Annotated in this window: 15 protein-coding genes; all 15 read left to right on the top strand. The window is 35.5% G+C overall.

Annotated elements, in window-relative coordinates; genetic code table 11:
* Positions 1–13: 13 nt before the first annotated feature.
* The 15 genes from H8700_RS08665 (at position 14) to H8700_RS08590 (ending at position 20,429) form a co-directional block, all read left to right on the top strand.
* Positions 14–1,159, top strand: a complete 1,146-nt coding sequence (locus H8700_RS08665) for a glycosyltransferase family protein (RefSeq protein ID WP_249305139.1) — start codon at positions 14–16, stop codon at positions 1,157–1,159.
* A gap of 145 nt (positions 1,160–1,304) precedes the next feature.
* Entirely contained in the window at positions 1,305–2,006 is a 702-nt protein-coding gene (locus tag H8700_RS08660) for an acylneuraminate cytidylyltransferase family protein (RefSeq protein ID WP_022141671.1), read from the top strand.
* Positions 2,007–2,253: 247 nt separating this feature from the next.
* The gene (locus H8700_RS08655) at positions 2,254–2,832 is read left to right on the top strand and encodes a dCTP deaminase (RefSeq protein WP_249305137.1); all 579 of its coding nucleotides are present in this window, start codon (positions 2,254–2,256) and stop codon (positions 2,830–2,832) included.
* A gap of 119 nt (positions 2,833–2,951) precedes the next feature.
* Positions 2,952–4,445 (top strand): N-acetylneuraminate synthase family protein, encoded by a 1,494-nt coding sequence (locus H8700_RS08650; protein ID WP_249305135.1) that lies wholly within the window; start codon positions 2,952–2,954, stop codon positions 4,443–4,445.
* A 188-nt stretch (positions 4,446–4,633) separates the two neighbouring features.
* A complete protein-coding gene (locus H8700_RS08645; RefSeq protein ID WP_249305133.1) occupies positions 4,634–5,953 on the top strand; it encodes a CDP-glycerol glycerophosphotransferase family protein in 1,320 nt (439 codons plus the stop codon).
* 22 nt (positions 5,954–5,975) lie between these two features.
* On the top strand, positions 5,976–6,365 hold the full coding sequence (gene tagD / locus H8700_RS08640; RefSeq protein WP_022141675.1) for a glycerol-3-phosphate cytidylyltransferase: 390 nt from the start codon (positions 5,976–5,978) through the stop codon (positions 6,363–6,365).
* Positions 6,366–6,451: 86 nt separating this feature from the next.
* Positions 6,452–8,248, top strand: coding sequence for a nucleoside-diphosphate sugar epimerase/dehydratase (locus tag H8700_RS08635; RefSeq protein ID WP_249305131.1), 1,797 nt, complete (start codon positions 6,452–6,454; stop codon positions 8,246–8,248).
* A gap of 34 nt (positions 8,249–8,282) precedes the next feature.
* Complete coding sequence (locus H8700_RS12225; protein ID WP_330606346.1) at positions 8,283–9,587, top strand: adenylyltransferase/cytidyltransferase family protein; 1,305 nt, start codon at positions 8,283–8,285, stop codon at positions 9,585–9,587.
* 100 nt (positions 9,588–9,687) lie between these two features.
* Positions 9,688–10,755, top strand: coding sequence for a pyridoxal phosphate-dependent aminotransferase (locus H8700_RS08620; RefSeq protein WP_249305128.1), 1,068 nt, complete (start codon positions 9,688–9,690; stop codon positions 10,753–10,755).
* Between the two features lie 204 nt (positions 10,756–10,959).
* Positions 10,960–11,967 (top strand): LicD family protein, encoded by a 1,008-nt coding sequence (locus H8700_RS08615; protein WP_249305126.1) that lies wholly within the window; start codon positions 10,960–10,962, stop codon positions 11,965–11,967.
* A 15-nt stretch (positions 11,968–11,982) separates the two neighbouring features.
* The gene (locus tag H8700_RS08610; protein WP_249305124.1) at positions 11,983–14,409 is read left to right on the top strand and encodes an NTP transferase domain-containing protein; all 2,427 of its coding nucleotides are present in this window, start codon (positions 11,983–11,985) and stop codon (positions 14,407–14,409) included.
* A gap of 43 nt (positions 14,410–14,452) precedes the next feature.
* Positions 14,453–16,747: an adenylyl-sulfate kinase gene (locus H8700_RS08605; protein WP_249305122.1), complete on the top strand. Its 2,295-nt coding sequence runs from the start codon at positions 14,453–14,455 to the stop codon at positions 16,745–16,747.
* A gap of 68 nt (positions 16,748–16,815) precedes the next feature.
* Entirely contained in the window at positions 16,816–18,411 is a 1,596-nt protein-coding gene (locus H8700_RS08600) for an NTP transferase domain-containing protein (protein WP_249305120.1), read from the top strand.
* Positions 18,408–19,130: an IspD/TarI family cytidylyltransferase gene (locus H8700_RS08595; protein ID WP_249305118.1), complete on the top strand. Its 723-nt coding sequence runs from the start codon at positions 18,408–18,410 to the stop codon at positions 19,128–19,130. The genes H8700_RS08600 and H8700_RS08595 overlap by 4 nt, the downstream gene beginning before the upstream one ends.
* 357 nt (positions 19,131–19,487) lie before the next feature.
* The gene (locus tag H8700_RS08590; protein WP_249305116.1) at positions 19,488–20,429 is read left to right on the top strand and encodes an Rpn family recombination-promoting nuclease/putative transposase; all 942 of its coding nucleotides are present in this window, start codon (positions 19,488–19,490) and stop codon (positions 20,427–20,429) included.
* Positions 20,430–20,585: the final 156 nt, after the last annotated feature.

The following is a 20,585-nucleotide window of genomic DNA, read 5'->3' as shown; positions in this document are numbered from 1 at the left end:
ATGGAGAGAAGATATGAATGAACAAAAAATCTGCTTTATTATTTGCTATAATAATGAACTGTATTTATCGGAATGCATCCGTTATTTGAATCGTCTTGAAATCCCGGATGGATTTGAACTGGATCTTTTGACGATCGCACAGGCAGAATCCATGACAGCCGGCTATAATGCTGCGATGCAGGCAAGCGATGCGAAGTATAAAGTCTATTTGCATCAGGACGTTTTTGTTTTATATCGCGGATTTTTAAAAGACACGATCGCACTTTTTTTAAAGCATCCTGAAATTGGGATAATCGGAATGGTCGGAACGCTTAAAATGCCGCAAAGTGCAGTAATGTGGGAAACCAATGACCGCATCGGTGCCTTGCGGAGCTGCCATTTGAATACAGTAGACGATTTCTTTGATCATGAACATGACAAAGAAGCGGTTTATACACAAGTTGAAGCCGTGGATGGTCTTTTGATGATGACACAGTATGATGTGCCATGGAGAGAAGATCTTTTTGACGGATGGGATTTTTACGATGCATCGCAATCCTATGAATTTCGTATAAAAGGGTATCATGTGGTCGTTCCGTATCAGGAAGTGCCATGGGTGCTTCATGATTGCGGTTTCCTGAATTTTCAGAATTATGAGAAATATAGAGCACTTTTTTGCAAGGAATATCATTCTACGCTTGTAGAAAGCAAAGAGCAGCAAACAGAAAATGCTGCTGTTCAAAGAATTGAAAATCTGATTATCGCACAGCTAGATCAGGGAAACCTGGATTTTGCAAAAGAAATGGTATACCAGCATATCAAAAAGATGCAAAGCAGTGAGCTTTTTGTTGTATTATATCTGCTTTTTCAAATACAGGATCGTGAGAAAGCAGCAGGAGAAAGTGATCTTTTTGCTTGCATAGAGCCGGTTAATAGTACAACGATTAAAGAACATTTTATGAAGTTGAAGTTTTGTGTGAGAAGACTTGAATACAGTTTGTCAGATGAAGATTGTAAAGAAGCAATAGCGTATTTGGAAGAGAAAAAAATTTCTTCTATCTGTGTAGAAAAAATTATTGAGCTTGCCTGTGTAGAGAAAGAAAAAGCAATTGAAAATGTATTTCGTTATGGAAAGCATTACCGGGAGAAAGCTGTTCATAATACACATTTTGTATGTTGATCATGTGTTTTTAGCAGATAAACAAATGTTGTCAGCGTAGTAAAGCTTAACAGGAATTGATTCGGCAAGATAAAAGAGTTATTTTTTTAGGTGTGTAGCCGATATATAATATAGTTAGGAACAGAATGTTCAAAGGAGAGAACATATGAGTGAAGTACTTGCTGTAATACCGGCCAGAAGTGGCTCAAAAAGTGTTGTTGATAAAAATATCAGACTGATCAATGGTAAGCCGATGTTGGCGTATTCTATTGAGCATGCATTGCAAACATCCTTGATCGATCGAGTGATCGTAAGTACAGATAGTGAAAAATATGCATCAATTGCGAGAGAATATGGAGCAGAAGTACCGTTTATCAGACCGGCAGAGTATGCGACAGATACATCTCTTGATCTGGATGTATTTATGCATGCTCTTAGCTTTTTAGAAGAAAAAGAAGGATATATACCTGATCTTGTTGTACAGCTTCGCCCGACATATCCGATCCGTCGGATACAGGATATTGAAAATATGATTCGATATATGGAGGTACACCCGGATGTAGACAGTATGCGATGCGTAGCACCGGCAAAAGAAATCCCCTATAAGATGTGGCATATGGATGAAGATACCGGAATGCTTTCTCCATTAATGACAGACATACCGGAATGCTACAACATGCCACGGCAGCAGCTTCCGAATGTGTATTATCAAAATGCGTGTATTGATGTCTTTCGAAGTGAAGTTGTTACAAAAAAGCATTCAATGACGGGAGATACGATTGCAGGTTATAAGATGGAAGACAACTTTGATATTGATACCGAAGAAGAGTTCCTTCGTGCGAAGGAGTATCTTTTGCAGGAAGAATAAAGTGTCATAGTGATTCTGTTCAGAAGAAAATAAATTATCTAAAAATAAAAGCATTGGTTGGAAATAGTAATAGAATATAGGTTAAAGATATGTAAGTAACGCTTGTTGTATGAAAATAAGCGTGCTATACTGAAAAAGTAGAAATATAAAAGGGAATTATAAGTAAAAATGTTCATTTATCTACATGAATGAACTAAGGTATTGGCTATAATGATGCGTAATTAACATAATGCCTTTGGAGTGTTTTATGGAAAAAGTATTCGGTAAAATAGCTTTATCGGATGCTTTAAAAGGAGTGTATTTTATGATATTGGTAGATAAGGATATAAAAAGTTATATTCAGGAAGGTCAATTGATTCAAGCCGGTTATCAGGAAGAAAATTTGAATGGTATATCATATGATCTGACAATAGGAGTGATTTGCGGTATTGATGAAAAAGAGAATATACATTATGATTTGAGACCGGGTGAAACCGTGTTTGTGAAAACAAAAGAAAAACTGGCAATTCCTTTGAATATCTTAGGCAGGATTGCTGAGAAAAATTCCAGAATGCGTCAGGGATTAAAAGTAGATGGACCACATTATCAGCCGGGTCATGTGACATTTGCATTTTTACGAATTCAGAATATTTCCAACAATACAATAGAATTATCAGCAGGAATGCGAATTGCACAGATTATTTTTGAAGAATTAACAAACAAGCCGGATGTACCGTATAGTGAGCAGACAGATGCTGCATTTAAAGATGAAGAAAATTATCGTGGGCTGGGAAGTTATAAAGAAGAATATGACAAGCAGACAAAAATGGAGATAGAAAAGGCATAAGAAAAAAAGTTTTTATTTGCATATATTGTGATATTAGCATTACTTGTGCTCTTGACAGTAATTGTTGCGACCGTGGTTTAATTTAAGATTAATATTTAGATACAGAAAAGAGGAGAGTTATGAGTAAGATATTTGATGATTTGTTTATTTTTGAAATGGCAAACAGCCATCAGGGAAGTGTAGAACATGGAAAAGATATTATCCATGAGATGGGAAAGATTGCAAGAAAGTATAACATTAAAGCAGCAGTCAAATTGCAATACCGTAATCTGGATACATTTATTCACCCGGACTACAAGGGTAGAAAAGATGTCAACCATATTCCAAGATTTGAAAGCACACGGCTGACCTATGACCAGTTTACAGAGTTAGTAGAAGCGATCCGCAGTGAAGGCATGATCGCCATGAGTACACCATTTGATGAAGATGGTGTGGACTGGTGTATGGATCAGGGACTCGATATTATCAAAGTTGCCAGCTGCAGCTCTCTTGACTGGCCATTGCTCGAAAAGATTGCAGCGACACATAAGCCGGTGATTATATCAGTAGGTGGAAAGACAATTTCTGACATTGATAAGTTATATAACTATTTTACGCATAAAAGATGCGACTTTGCATTTATGCATTGCATTGCCGAATATCCGGCACCGATTGAACGTTTACAGCTTGATTTTATTGACAAGTTAAGAAGACGTTATCCTGACAATGTGATCGGGTATTCCGGTCATGAAGATCCGGATGATAATGTGATCCCGATGATGGCGATTGCAAAAGGCGCTAAAATCTTAGAACGTCATGTAGGACTTCCTACAGAAACAATCTCGTTAAATGCCTATTCGATGAACCCGGATCAGGCAGACAAATGGGTTAAATCGGCATTAGAAGCCAAAGAAATCTGCAAGATGAAGAAGGAAACAGAGCGTTATATCAGCCAGGCAGAGATTGATTCGCTGAATTCATTGATGCGTGGAGTCTATCTGAAACATGATGTCAAAAAGGGAACAGAGTTAAAGAGAGAAGATGTTTTCTTTGCGATGCCAAACCATGATAAGCAGATGACAAGCGGAGAATTCTTTGAAGGTGTCGTTGCCAGTAAAGATTATAAGGCAAATGAAGAATTGCATGAGACAAAGCCGGTTACCGATACGAATCTGGCAAGAAGCGTGATCCATGATGTAAAAGGTATGCTTTATGAAGCGAATATTTATTTAGGAGATACCTTTGAAGCAGAACTTTCCCATCATTACGGTATGAAGCATTTCCGTCAGTTTGGTGCCGTGATCATCAGTATTGTCAATCGTGAATACTGTAAGAAGCTGATTGCAGTCTTACCGGGACAGCAGCATCCGGATCATATGCACAAAGTCAAAGAAGAGACTTTCCAGCTTTTATATGGTGATCTCGAAGTCGTTGTAGACGGAGAGGAAAGAGAAATGAAACCGGGGGATATCCAGACAGTGCTTCGTGGACAGATGCATTCGTTCAGCTCACGTACCGGAGCCGTTTTTGAAGAGATTTCCACAACACATGTCAAGAATGATTCGTATTATGAAGATCCGGTTATTGCCAAGAAAGATTTAATGGAACGTAAAACAAAGGTTTATAAATGGTAGAACCGGTTAAGATATAAAAAGGAAATGCCAGCAGGTTGTGGAATGACAACAAGAATTACTTCGTAATTCTTGCAGTGCAACGCGCCGGCGTTGCACTTTTTTAGATTATAAAGGTTATATTTATAGAAAAAATGACGATATATATAAAAAGTAGGATGCAAATGTCAGATACATGGAGGTATAAATAGATGAAAAAAAAGATAATCAATGGATTAAAGTATTGGGGACAATTGCTGCTCCTTCCGGTCTATTGGTTATCTTTTTTAGTGCCTGGAAATAAAAATATATGGGTGTTTGGAAGCACATTTGGAAGAAGATTTGCAGATAATCCAAGATATTTTTATCTGTATGTAAGCCAGCATTCGGCATATCAGTCAGACAAACTTGCACAAAGAGTGGATGCATGGAAAAAAGAAGGGCATGAATGGAAGGCAAATGAAGATTGCCTTACTATACGGGCAGTCTGGATCAGCCATAATAAAGAAATTGTTTCTTTTTTACAAAGCAATGGTTATGAAGCATATTATTATCATTCTTTGAAAGGCATTTGGATGGCTCTAAGAGCAGGCGTTTATTTGTTTGATAATTATTCTAAGGATATTAATTTCTGGCAGAGTGGAAGAGCCTTAAAAGTTAATATGTGGCATGGCATTCCATTAAAGAAAATTCAGGCGGATAATCGCTTTGATCTGTTCAGACATCCAAAGAACAGCTGGGAAAAATTCAAATGTTTTCCAAGAAATTTATCCGATGAAAAACCAAGTCATTATGTACTTACTACATCAGAATTTATGCGGCCGATCTTTTCGTCAGCATTTCGCACGGAACATGTCTTAGTTTCCGGTTATCCGAGAAATGACAGGTTGATCTCTGATGTGCTTGAGAATGTACTTCCGGAACTTGAAGAGAAAGAATTGGAAAAAATCACTTCTTTCCGGGAGAGAGACAGCAGAGGGAAGATGGTATATTATATGCCTACTTTCCGTGACAGTGAAAAAAAGTTCTTTGATGTAATGCAATTAGAAAGCTTTCAGCAATTTTTAAAAGAAAATCATATTTTGTTTTGTGTTAAGCTGCACCCAAAGTCAAAATTAAATGCGCAGTTTAAAGAGCTGCAGGGAGAAGCAATTCAGGTGATTGATAAGGATGCCGATCCCTATACATTCTTAGAAGAAGCCGATGTGTTGGTGACGGATTATTCCTCTATTTATTTTGATTTTTTATTAACAGATAAGCCGGTTGTGTTTTTTGACTATGATCTTGAAGAATATTTGTCCGATACGCGTGAAATGTATTTTGATTATGAAGCATTTACACCCGGTATGAAAGCGAAGAATCAGGAAGAATTAGAAGAGGCATTAAAAGAAGCAGTCTGCCATCGGAAAGTGACCGATATGACAGAAAATGAGAAGTATCAGGAAATAAAAAGAAACGTCTTTGATGAGACACAAAACGCAGCATCACCGCGAATGGTACAGGATATCAAAGATATTTTAAAGATCCGATAGAAGTGGTCAACGAGGAGGTACAATGAAGAAAGTTATTACATATGGAACATTTGACCTGTTGCATTATGGTCATATTAATTTATTGCAAAGAGCAAAAGCATTAGGAGATTATCTGATCGTAGCATTGTCCACGGACGAATTTAATTCAAAAGAAAAAAATAAGATCACATACTTTTCTTATGAGGAACGCAAAAGACTGTTAGAAGCGATCCGGTATGTGGATTTAGTCATTCCGGAGCAGAACTGGGAACAGAAGATTTCGGATGTCAAAGAATTTAAGGTAGATACCTTTGTAATGGGGGATGACTGGAAAGGAAAGTTTGACTTTCTAAAAGACTATTGCGAAGTTGTATATCTGGAACGGACACCGGAGATTTCTACAACAAAGATCAAAAAAGATCTGAAGATATAGTAAATGTACTCTCGACAGTATTCTTAAAACGAATCCTACCGGACGGATTTCCGAGAGTATATATAGGAAAATGGGAGGAAAAGACATTGAACAGTTATGAAGCAAGATATGATTCGATCATAAAGGAACATGATCTTACCAGAAATGATTTTATAGACAGTACGAAAATCCATAATATTATTTTGGAATTATTTCAAAAAAAATGTTTAAAGAAAAAAATTGCATTGTGGGGAGCCGGATACAATAATTCCATGACAAGCCATGCGGCTGTTTTGCTGACAAAATATGCAACCTGCTTACAGGGTGTTGTGTGCCTGATCGACTCTTGTAAAGAACTTCAGGGAAAAGATCTGCTTGGCTATCCGATCATTGCACCGGAGCAGTTAAAAGACTGGGATATTGATCTAGTGATCATTTCTTCCCGTTCAAGTGCAGAGTCGATCAAGCAGAGTTTACATCAGTTCGGACCGGACTGTGCCTCACTTGATCTGTATCAGGAACTGCGCGATCAGGGGATTGATATTCATTATAATTTTTATGAAGAGAGAAGTTTTTATTCTGAATTATATGATGTGCGTGTCGCATATGAGAATGCCAAGGAAGAAGAAAAAGCAGCATTATTATGGAAATTGATCGCCTCGTATCTAAAGATCAAAGATTTTTATTATGCCTTTGTATATATGGATCGTTATATAGAAAAGCAATACGACAGATACGAAGAGATAAGACAGACAAAAGAACAGATACAGGAATTGATCTTAGAAGTGCAAAAGAAAAATGAAAAGCGCAAGGGAGATATTACGATTCATTATATTGATGCACTGCGGGCAGTCGATGTATTGGGAGAGAAAAAAGACACGTATCAGGTCTTGAATGAATATTTAAAAGATTCCGTTGTCTTTACGGATATCCATTCTACCGCACCGACAACCTATGAAAGTATGTATGCAACGATCACAGAACATATGCCATATACAGAAAATGTATATGAAGATCGTTTCATCTTAGGATTAGATGAGTGTGATCTGTTAAAGAAAGCATATGAAAAAGGATATTCGATCCGTTTGTATTCTTCTGCGGAATGGCGGATCTTTAAAGAAGATGAAAGAATCCATTATGTAGATCAGATCCATCTTACCGATAAATTATGGACGATGGCTTGTGAAATGGCAGAAACCAAAGAAGCGACATTTAATTATGCATATTATCCATGGGAATTACATTTTCCGTTGTTATGTGGATATCATACGAAAGAACCGGTTGCTATGGGATTTAAGGATGTCGGTATTAAGGATATGTCAGGCTTTATAGAAGGACAGTTACAGGATTGTCTTCATTATGTAGATCAAGAGTTTGCATTTTATGCAAAGATCCTGCCGCAGAATGGCTACACAGTGCTTTTTAGTGATCATTCGCAAATTGTATATGATCCTGAAAAATGTGTTCCGTTCTATTGTTATGCTGCGGATAATGACCGCTCTACACATTGCATTATGGCGATCAAAGGACCGGGAATTGTACATAAAGAAGATGACAGTTTGCAAAGTCTTCTTGATTTTAATAAGCTCGTTGAGCATTATGTCTGGAACGAAGGCAAAGTACCTGAAAATGAAATGATCCACTATCAGTATTACAGCACACATAATAAACAGTTTCGCGATGTGGCAAAACAGAAAGGTCTGGAAGATTATATTGACGGTATTCAGGGCTTCCGTTCAAAGGAATATGTGTATTGTGTGACAAAGACAGGAAAAGAAGAAGTGTATCGTATCGGTGATCTGAAGTATAACCTGATACAGACCAAAGAAGGAAAAAGATTTGCAGAAAAAGTAAAAAGCCAATATGATATTTCCTTCCCTAAGTTTTTAGAGATGCATTATTAAAACAGTGGCTAAACTGGTCAAAAGAGGTGATTTTGTGAAAACAGTAATTACATATGGAACATTTGATCTGCTGCATCAGGGACATCTGAATTTGCTAAAAAGAGCAAAAAAGCTTGGCGATTACCTGATCGTCGGAGTGACAACAGACAGTTTTGATGTAAACCGAGGCAAGTTAAATGTACAGCAGTCTGTCATGGATCGGGTAAAAGCCATTCAGGATACCGGGCTGGCAGACAAGATCATTTTAGAAGAATATGAGGGGCAGAAAGTAGATGATGTCAAAAAATATCAGGTAGATGTTTTTGCAATCGGCTCAGACTGGTATGGTGACTTTGATTACTTGAAAGAATATTGTGAGGTTGTCTATCTGGAGCGGACGAAAGGAATCTCCAGTACGCAGATTCGTGAGAAACAGCAATTTATCAAGCTTGGCATTATCGGGCAGGGAACAATGGTCGATAAGCTGATCGAGGAAAGCCGGTACGTCAGCGGGATCATGGTGCAGGATGTCTGCGATACCAAAGATATGGTATCCATGGAAATGCTGATGGAATCCTGCGATGCCATGTATATTCTGGCAGAACCATCAAAACGCTATCAGATCATCAAAAAAGCGTTGGAAAAGAATTGTCATGTAATCTGTGAATCACCGGCAACGTTAAAGAAAGCAGAAACGCAGGAATTATACCAATATGCCTACGAACATCATCTGGTACTGTTTGATGCGATCAAAACAGCGTATCTGAGAGCGTATTGCCGTATGATCTCTCTTGTCAAAGGCGGAGGGATTGGAGCCGTGAAAGCGATTGATGTAACCTGTACGTCGATGAAGCCGTCAAATGCATGGTTTTATGAGAAAGAAGCAAAAGGTGGCAGCTTTTCCGACTGGGGTTCTTTTATCCTGCTTCCGATCTTTCAACTATTCGGAATGGATTATAAAAAGAGCAGCTTTAGTTCTTTTATTGACGAGCAGAAAGAAACCGATCTTTTTACGCAATTGCAATTGATCTATGATGGCGGGGTTGCCAATGGAAAAGTCGGATATGGTGTCAAATCCGAAGGCAGTCTTGTGATATCCGGCACCAAGGGATATGTATATGTGCCATCACCGTGGTGGAAGATGGAATATTTTGAAGTGCGTTTTGAAGATTTTAACAGAAACAAACGGTATTTCTATCAGGTCGAAGGTGAAGGCATCCGCTATGAAGTAGCAGAGTTTTTACGACTGATCCGCACACACCATAAAAATTATTCGGTCGATAATACATTGTCTATCGGAATTAGTGAAATGATGGAAAAGTTTTTCTATTTAGATAAGGAACGAATTAACAGAATTTAAGGAGCAGATCATTGTCAGGCAGGAAGAAAACTTATGGTGTCATATTAAGAAGTTTTCCTGTTGTATTTGTAAAATGATAAAAACAAAGGAGATGAATCATATGACTAATTATTATGTCAATCCATATGTAAAAGAATGTGAAAGAATATTCCCGGAGCAGGGAAGATATGGATATTACCGCTTTGATATGAATGAAAACCCGGAAGGACTTCCGAAGTCTTTTGTCGATCAGGTTTTAAAAGAGATCACACCGGAATTTCTGGCAATTTATCCTGAACCGGATCGTTTTTTGAAGAAATTTTCTGATTTTATCGGTGTAGGTTTTGAAAATGTGATCGCTACGAATGGATCGGATATGGCGATCCGCTATTTGTATGAAGTCTTTGCACAGACAGGTAAAAAAGTAGTGACAGTCAGCCCATCCTTTGAAATGTATCGTGTGAATTGTGCGATTCTGGGGTTACAGCATGTTCCGGTTGCTTATGAAAAAGATCTGACAGTCAATGTTGACAATATTGTCGATGCGATCGATGATGATACCGATATCGTCGTTTTACTAAATCCAAATAATCCGATCGGTTTTGCATATTCTACACAGGAAACCGAAAGAGTGATTCAAAAAGCACAGGAAAAGAATGCGATCGTGATCATTGATGAAGCATATCATTATTTTTATGATAAGACATTCCTGCCATTGATCGATCAATACGATAATGTGGTGATCTTACGAACTTTTTCAAAGTTGTTTTCTATGGCAGCGTGTCGTCTGGGTGTTATCATCAGTAATCCGAATATCATTGAGTATGTGAGAAAATCACATCTGACTTTCGATGTCAATGCGATCGCATTAAAGTTTGGTGAGAGGATATTAGAGCAGAAAGATCTGGTTGATCAGATGATTTGCAAACAAAAAGAAGGCAAGAACTATACATTAGATATCCTGAAAGAAAAAGGATATGAAACGAAGGACGGACTTGGAAACTATATCTTTATTAAGACGAAAAAAGCACCGAAAGAACTGGAAAAAGAGTTAAAAGAAGAAAGAAAGATTTTGATCAAAACATTTGGAAATCCAATGCTTTCAGAGTATATCCGTGTATCAACGGGATCTAAGAATGCGATGGAATTCTTTGTGGAGAATTTTTTGGAGGATGACGATCAGCAATAAAGAGAGGAGTAAACAATACCAGTAAGGGTATTACTATATTGATATTAAATGGAATATAAATCATGTGCTGAGTATGCGATTAAAAATTTGAAAAACGAACTGGATGGAAAGAGAGATAAGAAAAACATTTATATTTTTGAATATAGTTCACCGGCAAAACTTTTTATAAGTTATTTTCATAAAATGGATATGACGGTAAAAGGAATGATTGATAACAGACCAGAAAAGATTGGAAAAAAATTTCAAAATGTAAAGGTTTTATCGGTTGAGCAATTTTGTCAATCACAGAAGGATAAGAGTGTTGTTTTATGTGAAAAAGGAAAAGCAAAAAAATTGGAAGAAATGACATCTGGTAGTGATAATACGGAAATAATTGAGATTGATGTTTATAATTATAAAGCTTCCGAAGATTGTCTGGATTGGTCAGAAAGTAAAGGGATGATAGAAATTGCGAAGGCACAGGAAGAAATGATGAAGATATTGAAATGGTTTCATTATTTTTGTGAAAAAAATCACCTTCATTATACACTATATAGTGGCAGTTTAATTGGGGCTATCAGACATCAGGGTTTTATTCCATGGGATGATGATGTAGATGTTATAATGCCTGCAAAAGATTATTTTAAATGCTGTGAATTGCTAAGCGAAGAAGAAGAGTATGAATTTTTGAGCATTTTTAATAATAAAGAATATTTTACCAGCACGATTTCAAAACTGCTATCGAAAAAGTATAAACGAGAAGAAAGAAATTTTCCGCTGCGACAAAAAATGGGAATTGGAATAGATATTTGGTCATTAGGCGGTTTTCCAAATGACATTTCTGATCAAAAGGTATTCTCTGATAATATGGAAAAAATCGGAAATGAATGGAAAGAAAAAGTGGTTATTCCATATGGAACAAGCTTGTTTTGCAAAAAAGACTATGAACAATTAGTAAAAAAAATAAAAGAGACTATATTGAAATATGATTTAGCTGATAGCAGATGGGTTTCTTGTATATATTGTGGAACATTTGGTTTTAATCATGGAAGATCCAGAGTGATGTTAAAAGAAGATTATATCAATCGACATCTTACAAAATTTGAAACAGAAGAATTTTGGATACCGGATGGGTATGATAAGATTTTAAAAGCAGATTATGGAGATTATATGATTTTGCCACTGGAAGAAAAACGAGAAAGCAAGAAAATGAGGGTTTATCAGCTAGGATAGAATGGAGAAATTGTTATGATAAATAAATTGCAATTTGAAATAATTCGTTTATTGGATGAAAATGAAGAATTCAGTAATGAAGAATTGGCAAGTAAATTATTTAAAGATAATAATTTGATTGAAAGTGCAAGAAAAAATCTAGAGGAAAATGGGTATATTAGTGGTAAAGAAATTTTGCCATCAGGTAAAAAAATGCTAGAAGAACATAAAATAGATAATGCCATTATTCTTGCAGCCGGGATGTCAACTCGATTTGTACCACTTAGCTATGAGCAGCCGAAAGGTCTTCTAAAGGTAAAGGGTGAAGTATTAGTAGAAAGACAAATATGCCAGCTTAGGGAAAAAGGAATTCAGGAGGTAGTCATTGTCGTAGGATATATGAAAGAAAAATTCCAATATTTAGTAGATAAATATGGAGTTATCTTAGTGGAATCTAAAGAGTATGAAAAGAAAAATAATCACTCAAGTGTTTATGCCGCCAAAAGATATTTGAAAAATACAATCATTACTTCTTCTGATCTATATTTTTCAGAAAATATCTTTCAGACATATGCGTATGATGCTTATTATTCTTCTGTTTATATGTCAGGAAAAACAGCTGAACGAGGTATCGTTACAGACGAGGATGATAAGATTTTAAAAACTATGTATGGAGATAAGTGTTATGATATCTGGGTTACATTAGGATATGCGTATTTTAATAAAAGATTTTCAGAAAACTTTGTAAAAATATTAGATGAAATTTATGACTTGCCAGATACTGCAGGGAAATTTTGGGCTGATATACAAGATGAACATTTAGAAGAATTATATATGTATGCAAAATATTGTGGTGCGGATGTTATTCATGAATTTGATTCATTGGAAGAACTAAGGAAATTTGACTATAATTATCAGAAAAAATCAAATTCTAAGATCATGCAAAAAATATGTTATGTATTAGGTGTTACGGAAGATCAGATTATTCATATTGAATCATTAAAGAAAATCAAATTTTCTATGTTTAAATTTGAATGTAAAGAAGAAACATATATTTGTGATATACAAGAAAATAACAATGATAAAATTAATTATCAGGGTAGAGTGTATTATTTGTGTCGTGATGTAATAAGAAGTACGATAACTCTGTATAAGTTAGATAAAAATATAAAAGTTAATGGAAAAAGAGAGTATAATGTTGAGGGAGATTTGAAATATTTATATCAGGCAACAAATGAATTTAAAGAGTATCATCAACGCACATTACCACTCTGTGCAGCAGAAAATCCTACATCAGAATTTACAAATATTCCATTATCATGTGGATTTCAAGAGCGTTATATTATGAACAATACATATTCCTTCAATATGTCAGATAACTTTATAGGATGTGAAAAACTTTTACCTTTTTATCAAAAAATTTCTGAAGTGTGCAGAAGAATGTTTGGGGCAGTTTACACAGATCCAAGACCATTTACCGGAATGAATTGTATTGATATGATTGTAAAAACAGTATGTGAACATGGTGATAAGATTATGCTTTTAGGAAAAGAATATGGTGGTCATGCCTCTGTGAAGCCGGTAGTTGAACGTTTGGGATTAAAAACATATGAAGCACCGTTTTCAATGGAAACATTAGATTTAAAATATGATGAAGTCAATGCAATGATAAAAAAAGAGAATATTAAATATATTCTGTTAGCACCATCAGATGTAATAAGACCATTGGATGTAGAGAAGATAGATACGTCGTCTTGCGTATTAATGTGGGACTGTAGTCAGTTATTAGGGTTGATTGCAGCGGGCTTATGTAAAAATCCATTAGAACATATGAAAAATATTATTATGTTTGCGGGAACGCATAAGACATTTCCAGGTCCTGCATCAGGTTTGATTATGACAAATGAAAAATCTTTGCACGATAAGATGGAGATGACGATAAATCCTAAATATTTAAGACATTCACAAATGCATCAGAAAATTTCTCTTTTATTTGCTCTGGTTGAATTTGAGAAATATGGTGTTGAATATATGACTCATATGGTGCATTGTTCAAATTATCTTGGAAAAAAACTAGAAGAAAAAGGATATCATATTGTAAAAACAGGAGACCAGATTTCATATACACATCAAATTTTTATAGAATGCGATCAGGATACAATGAATCGGATTTATGATAATGCTTATCGCTGTGAAGTTACTTTGAATAAGAAAACTAAGAATCTTTTTCATGGTTTTGGCATTCGCTTAGGTACACAGGAAATTGCACGATATAACTGGAATGATGATGCGTTAGATTTGGTAGCTGAGATTATAAAAATGCTCGCTGTAGAAGATTTAGATATAGGAAAAGTAATGGAATTAAAAAAGAAATTGCCGAACAAAGAAATTTATTATACCTTTCCACAAAAAGAAATTTTGCCTTTTTTGAAGGAAAATGAAAAGAAAAATTACAGTATATAAAAGGTGCGAAAGGATTAGAAAAAAGATAAAATGGGAGTTGACTATGAAATTAGAGGACAAATTTAACAAGATAATAGAAAAATTAGGAGATTATGGTAAATCAAGAGGGATAGAAGATTATGTGACGGATTGTTTTCTGAGGCTACTTGTTCTTATGAACGGGAGAAAAGTAATTATACGAGGTGGAGGAATTCACACAGAGCATATATTAAATAGGCTTCAGAAGTTATCAGCACCGGAGGAATCACCAATTGTTGCTGTTATAGATGATAATTTACAAGGGGAACAATTAAACGGCATAGCGATTCTTGCAAAAAAAAAGCAAAAGCAGATTAAATATGATATGGTCATTCTTTCTTCCTATTCGTATCGTCATGCAATGCGTGAGGATTATGAATCCGAATCTGTTTTAATTTGGGATATTTATGAGGAGCTTGAAAAAGCAGGATATCATTTAGAGGCACCGTTTTATTATTATCGCAATAAATTTTACGAAACGTCTTTATATTATAAGCATTGTTATCAAAAAGAGCGAACAGAAGAAATGTTGGAAATGTTAATAGACAGTCTTCTCGTTTTAAAAGATTTTCATTCTGCTTTTTTATGGATAGAAGAGTATAAAAAAAGAAAGTTTTCCAGAATCGCATTGTATTCCGAAATAGAAGAGAAATTAAAAGAACTTTTGGAGCAGGTACGACAGGAAATGAAACATTCGTCTTTACAACATATTATAATGTTTTGGATTGATGCAGTGCCATATAAGAATCTGGAAAAACTTCCTTTTATGTATGAGAAAAAAGACAAGAGTTTATTTTTTGAGAGGGTATATTCAAGCTGTCCGAATACACACCCGACAATGCATGCGATTATGCAAAGAACAGATCGGATTGATGATTATTCATTGACAAAAAAAGAAATAAAAAAAGAAAATAGTATCGTTTTACAAGAAATTGCAGAGGCCGGATATGAATTTGCATACATGGGATATGTAGGAGAAAAACATATTGATCCGGTATATATCCGAATTGGTAAAGAAGAGAATTTATATAAAGATGATCGTTTTTCTATTGCTGCATGTAGTATTTATTGGGATACCTTGAAATTTTTGTTACAAGTCCAAAAACCACAATTTGTTATCATGCACTCAATTTGTGAAACACATAGACCGTTTATTTCCTTTGGCATGGATGTGGATTATTCTTATCAATTTAAAAAATCATTAACAACAGGACAAATCATAGAAAATTATAAATACATGAATGATCAACTAAAATTTTACAGTACACTATTTCCTGAACCGATAATAAAGATATATATGGCGGATCATGGAATTAATTTCCAAAGAGATGAATGGAATTTTCTGGAAGATAAAATGCATACATTTTGCATAATTGAAGGAGAAAAGGTGAAAAAAGAAAAAGTACATAAAATGATATCCTATAAAAATTTCTATTTAATATTACAATATATATTAAATGGAGATGAAACACTATTAGATAAAGCATTGTCGGATTATGCATTAATAGAGGATGTAGATATTTACAATTTGTCTAGAGTGAACAAAATAGTCGCAGAGAAGAATCAAATATATGGACTTGCTTATCGTTGTATCGTAACAGAGACAGACAAGTATGCAAGACTTGCAAATGGTAAGGAGATGTACTGGAAACTGGATACAGAGCAGGATGATCAAATTGACAATCCGCTCTATCAGGAAAGAATTGCTCAGTTAAGAGAATTGGCAGGCGACTATTTCCTTGATATTAAAAATCTGCCGGAATTTAAAAACACACGTAGATTATATGAAACATTAGAAGCCCAAAGCTCACAGAAAGGTCATGTATTCTGGGTGACAGGACTGTCCGGTGCCGGAAAGACTACGATCGGTAAACTTTTGTATCAGCATTTGAAAAAGAAAGAAAAGAACGTTGTTTTCTTAGATGGAGATATCATGCGTGAAGTATACCAGACGACAGATTATAGTACACAGGGTCGGTTAAAACTTGCAAAACAGCATGGACGGTTATGCAAAATGCTTTCTGATCAGGGTATCGACGTTGTTATCTGTGTGATCGCCATGTACGATGAATGCAGGGCATGGAACCATGAAAATATTTCAAAGTATCATGAAATCTATTTGAATGTACCAATGGAAGAGCTGATCCGCAGAGATCAAAAACATCTGTATTCCAAAGTGCTGAAAAAAGAGATCAGCAATGTAATGGGAATGGATATTCCATTTGAAGAGCCAAAGAATCCGTCTATGGTGATTCATAATGATGGCAAAGATTTACCGGAGAAAATCGTGATGCAGATCGTAGAAAAGTTTGGCTTATAAAAGCAGAACGCAACAGGTTTTGAGCAAAAGATGAGATAGAAAAATCATGGAGAGGAGATTGTGTTGATATGAAAAATGCGATTATTCTGGCAGCAGGAAAATCAAGCAGTTTTGCCCCTTTTACCTATGAACGCCCAAAAGGATTATTTTGTGTGAAAGGAGAAATTCTGATCGAGAGGCAGATTGAACAACTACATAAAGCCGGCATTTATGAAATCTATGTTGTTGTAGGTTATATGAAAGAAAAATTCTTCTATTTAGAAGAAAAATATGGTGTGGTTTTGTTAGTCAACAACCAATTTTCCTTAAAAGGGAATCTGTATTCTCTTTTTGTTGCAAGAAATTATCTCCAAGATACTTTTATTTGCTGTGGAGATCATTACTTTTTAGAAAATCCGTTTTTGGATAAAAATGAACAAAATATTTCTTACCGGGCATGTATGAAATTGCAAGGAAAATTTTTGGAATTTGGAATCGAATATTCGGATGCAAATGTGATCACGGACTTTTCGATTGGTGGTTGTGATGGCATGGCAATGGTTGGTCATGCATATTTTAATCAGAGGTTCAGTCGTATCTTTTGCGATAAAATGGAAAAAGAAATAGATGATTTTGGTGTAAAATCCATGTTCTGGGAAGAATTCTATGCAAAGCATCAAAAAAGTCTGACTTTATATATCAAAGAATATGATGCAGGAATGATCTTAGAATTTGACAGTATCAAGGATTTAAGAAGGTTTGACTCTGAATTCTTATTAAATGTCAATTCGGAGATCATAGGAAATATTACTAAAGTATTAAAATGTGAACCAAATGATATTGTTGACATACAAGTGATTCAGGCAGGATTGACCAACGTTTCCTTTTCCTTTGATGTGCATGATACCAAATATGTATACCGCCATCCCGGAACGTCTGCCGGTAATATGGTAGATCGAAAAACCGAGCTGTTGGCACAGAAGGTTGCAAAAGATATCGGGATTGATTCTTCTATTATTTATATGGATGCAGCAGGCTGGAAGATATCTTATTTTATAGAAGATACGGTTGCGATCGACTTTCAAAAGGATAAAGATGACCTGAAACGCAGTATGGCATATTTAAGGAAATTGCATAAGACTTCTAAGAGCCAAGAGGGAAAAGTTTTTGATGATTTTGCGGAAGGAATGAAATTAATGAAGATCGCATCCTGCGTAAAAGGAGATCTGATCCGTGAATTTCATGATCTGATCGTCAAGGTACAAAAATTGGATTCAATCGTAAAAGAAGAAGACAATGAAAAAGTATTATGTCATAATGATGTATATGAACCGAATTTTCTAAAGAAAAGATCCGGTGAATTGTATCTGATCGATTGGGAATATGCCGGATGGAATGATCCTGCGAATGATATTGCATGTATTCTTTGCCGTACAGAATGCAATGAAGATATGATCCGGGAATATTTTGGGTTATATTATGAAAGAACATTGACCATACAGGAATATTGTCATGCACTTGCTTATGTTGTATTATGCGGTTTTTACTGGTTTTGCTGGGGATTATATAAGGGAAGTGTCGGGGATGATGACGGCTTCTTTTTCCTGCCGGCATATCGAACCTGTGTGAAGTATGCAGATAAAGCATTGGAAGAATATAAAAAGATGGAGGAAGAACAGAATTGATCACAGCAATGATTTTAGCGGGCGGAGTTGGTTCACGTGTCGGAGCCGACCGTCCAAAACAGTTTGTAGAAGTTTTGGAAAAACCGATTCTTGCTTATACGATAGAATTGTTTCAGAATATGCAGGAAGTGGATTCAATCGCAGTCGTTTGTCATAAAGAGTGGATCTCTTATCTGACAGAAATGATTGAAAAATATCATTTAAGCAAAGTAGAATGGATCGTACCCGGTGGTGAGACCTTCCAAAAATCCGTATTAAACGGTGTACGTTTTTTAGAAAAAAAGTTAGCGTTAGAGGATATGGTGTTGGTCCATTATGGAGCAGCACCATTTACCAGTAAGCGGATCATACAGGATGCAATACAGGTATGCAAAGAGCATAGAATGTCTGTTTCGTGTACACCGTGTTATCAGCTGATGGGAACGAATGATGAGGACCGGACAAGCTGCAAATGGGTGGATAGGGATCAATATATCCAGATTGCAAGTCCGCAATGTTTTCAGATGTCATATATCAAAGAAATCTATGACAGAGCAGAACAGAAGAACATAATTGACACGACAGAACCGCATGTGACGAGTCTGATGTATGCGTTAGGAGAAGTGATTTATCAGTCTTATGGTGACCAGACCAATATAAAAATCACGACGAAGGAAGATATTTTCCTCTTTGAAGGATATGCCCTGGCAAAAGCAAGACAGACAGAGCAAGAGCATTGACGTGTTGTTATGTGACATTTATAATGAATTTACATATGATATGAAGAGTTGGAGCAGGAAGATAAGTTAATTTCTTGTGATGCAAATTATGACATGAAAGAGAGTTAAGCAGGTTGCATAAATTTGTAGCATGACAATATACAAATCGTCAAAAAGAAAATATACAAAGACTGGTATATCATTGGTTAATTTATCTGTTTCAGGTTATATTCTTTTGTAGTTATGTCAATAGACATGTGGAAGAAGTATTATTATACTAAATGAGTACAGTATAAAAATATGCTCTTATCACAATATAATCTTGGTATTGCGATAGGAAAGACACTTGAGCTACATAGGAAAAGAAAGGAAGCACGATTGGGAAAAAAGGATCTGACAGGAAAACAATTAGAAGAATATGCAGATGTTTTTGTTGATATTTATAATCATCTTTTATTTGAAAAAGAATATTTACAAGAAAAAGGATTGCAAAATGATGCAACACAATCAGTCTACCATTCAGAAAATGGAGAAATCCGATTCCAGGATAGAGATATTATTAAAAAATATAATGATGGGACAAATTATGTCATAGCAAATTTCGGGATAGAAAATCAGGCGGTAATAGACAAAACAATGCCGATTCGGGTAATGCACTATGATGCATCCGGTTATCATAAACAGATGAAGGAGAAAGCAGCTTCTGTTTATCCGGTGATTACGATTGTATTGAATTTGACAGAAAAAAGATGGACAGCGCCAAAGAGTGTCCATGAATTGGTGACTATGAATGAGAAAATGAAGCAATATGTGCAGGATTATCAGATCAAGGTTTTCGATATAGCCTATCTTCCAGACAAAATCATAGAAAGTTTTAAAAGTGATTTTAAAGAAATAGCATATTTTTTGAAACGAAAAAGACAAGGAAAAAATCCATTTGACAGCACAAGAAAATTAAAGCATTATAGAGAAGTATTAGAATTTATGAGTGCGTTCACACAGGATAAGAGATACCGGGAACTTGGAATAGCATATTTAGAAGAAGTTGAAAAAAAGGGAGGTGAAGTCACTATGTGTAGGGTAGCAGATGCATTGGTGAATCAGGGAATCAGTCAGGGAATCAGTCAAGGAATCAGCCAGGGAATTCAACAGGGGATTCAACAGGGAATGGAACTGGGACGTAAAGAAGGCTTTTTGGATGGACGTATCCAGATGCTTGCGGATCTTGGATATCAGACAGAGGATATTGTAGAAAAATTACATGTATCCAGAGAACTGGTAGAAAGAGTAATTTATGAACATCCTTATGATGACATCTAATGTTCCATTACATAAAAAGGGTTTATCAATATAAAAGAGCAAGATCAACATCTTGAATTACTGTTCAAAATCAGACCGATCATCTAATGATTTTGAGTAGTTCATTTTGTTAAAGTTGATTTTGCTCTTTTGATTATAATATTATGTTGCACGAAC

It is taken from the genome of Jutongia hominis (assembly GCF_014384965.1).
In the GTDB taxonomy this organism is placed as follows: Bacteria; Bacillota; Clostridia; order Lachnospirales; family Lachnospiraceae; genus Butyribacter; species Butyribacter hominis.
Note: the sequence above shows the minus strand (reverse complement) of the source record. Positions and strands in the feature narration are given on the sequence as shown.

What these genes read in the sequence shown, in the direction of transcription:
- H8700_RS08665 (WP_249305139.1), top strand. Translation starts at nt 14, where the DNA reads ATGAATGAACAAAAAATCTGCTTTATTATTTGCTATAATAATGAACTG.
- H8700_RS08660 (WP_022141671.1), top strand. Translation starts at nt 1,305, where the DNA reads ATGAGTGAAGTACTTGCTGTAATACCGGCCAGAAGTGGCTCAAAAAGT.
- H8700_RS08655 (WP_249305137.1), top strand. Translation starts at nt 2,254, where the DNA reads ATGGAAAAAGTATTCGGTAAAATAGCTTTATCGGATGCTTTAAAAGGA.
- H8700_RS08650 (WP_249305135.1), top strand. Translation starts at nt 2,952, where the DNA reads ATGAGTAAGATATTTGATGATTTGTTTATTTTTGAAATGGCAAACAGC.
- H8700_RS08645 (WP_249305133.1), top strand. Translation starts at nt 4,634, where the DNA reads ATGAAAAAAAAGATAATCAATGGATTAAAGTATTGGGGACAATTGCTG.
- tagD (WP_022141675.1), top strand. Translation starts at nt 5,976, where the DNA reads ATGAAGAAAGTTATTACATATGGAACATTTGACCTGTTGCATTATGGT.
- H8700_RS08620 (WP_249305128.1), top strand. Translation starts at nt 9,688, where the DNA reads ATGACTAATTATTATGTCAATCCATATGTAAAAGAATGTGAAAGAATA.
- H8700_RS08615 (WP_249305126.1), top strand. Translation starts at nt 10,960, where the DNA reads ATGATTGATAACAGACCAGAAAAGATTGGAAAAAAATTTCAAAATGTA.
- H8700_RS08610 (WP_249305124.1), top strand. Translation starts at nt 11,983, where the DNA reads ATGATAAATAAATTGCAATTTGAAATAATTCGTTTATTGGATGAAAAT.
- H8700_RS08605 (WP_249305122.1), top strand. Translation starts at nt 14,453, where the DNA reads ATGAAATTAGAGGACAAATTTAACAAGATAATAGAAAAATTAGGAGAT.
- H8700_RS08600 (WP_249305120.1), top strand. Translation starts at nt 16,816, where the DNA reads ATGAAAAATGCGATTATTCTGGCAGCAGGAAAATCAAGCAGTTTTGCC.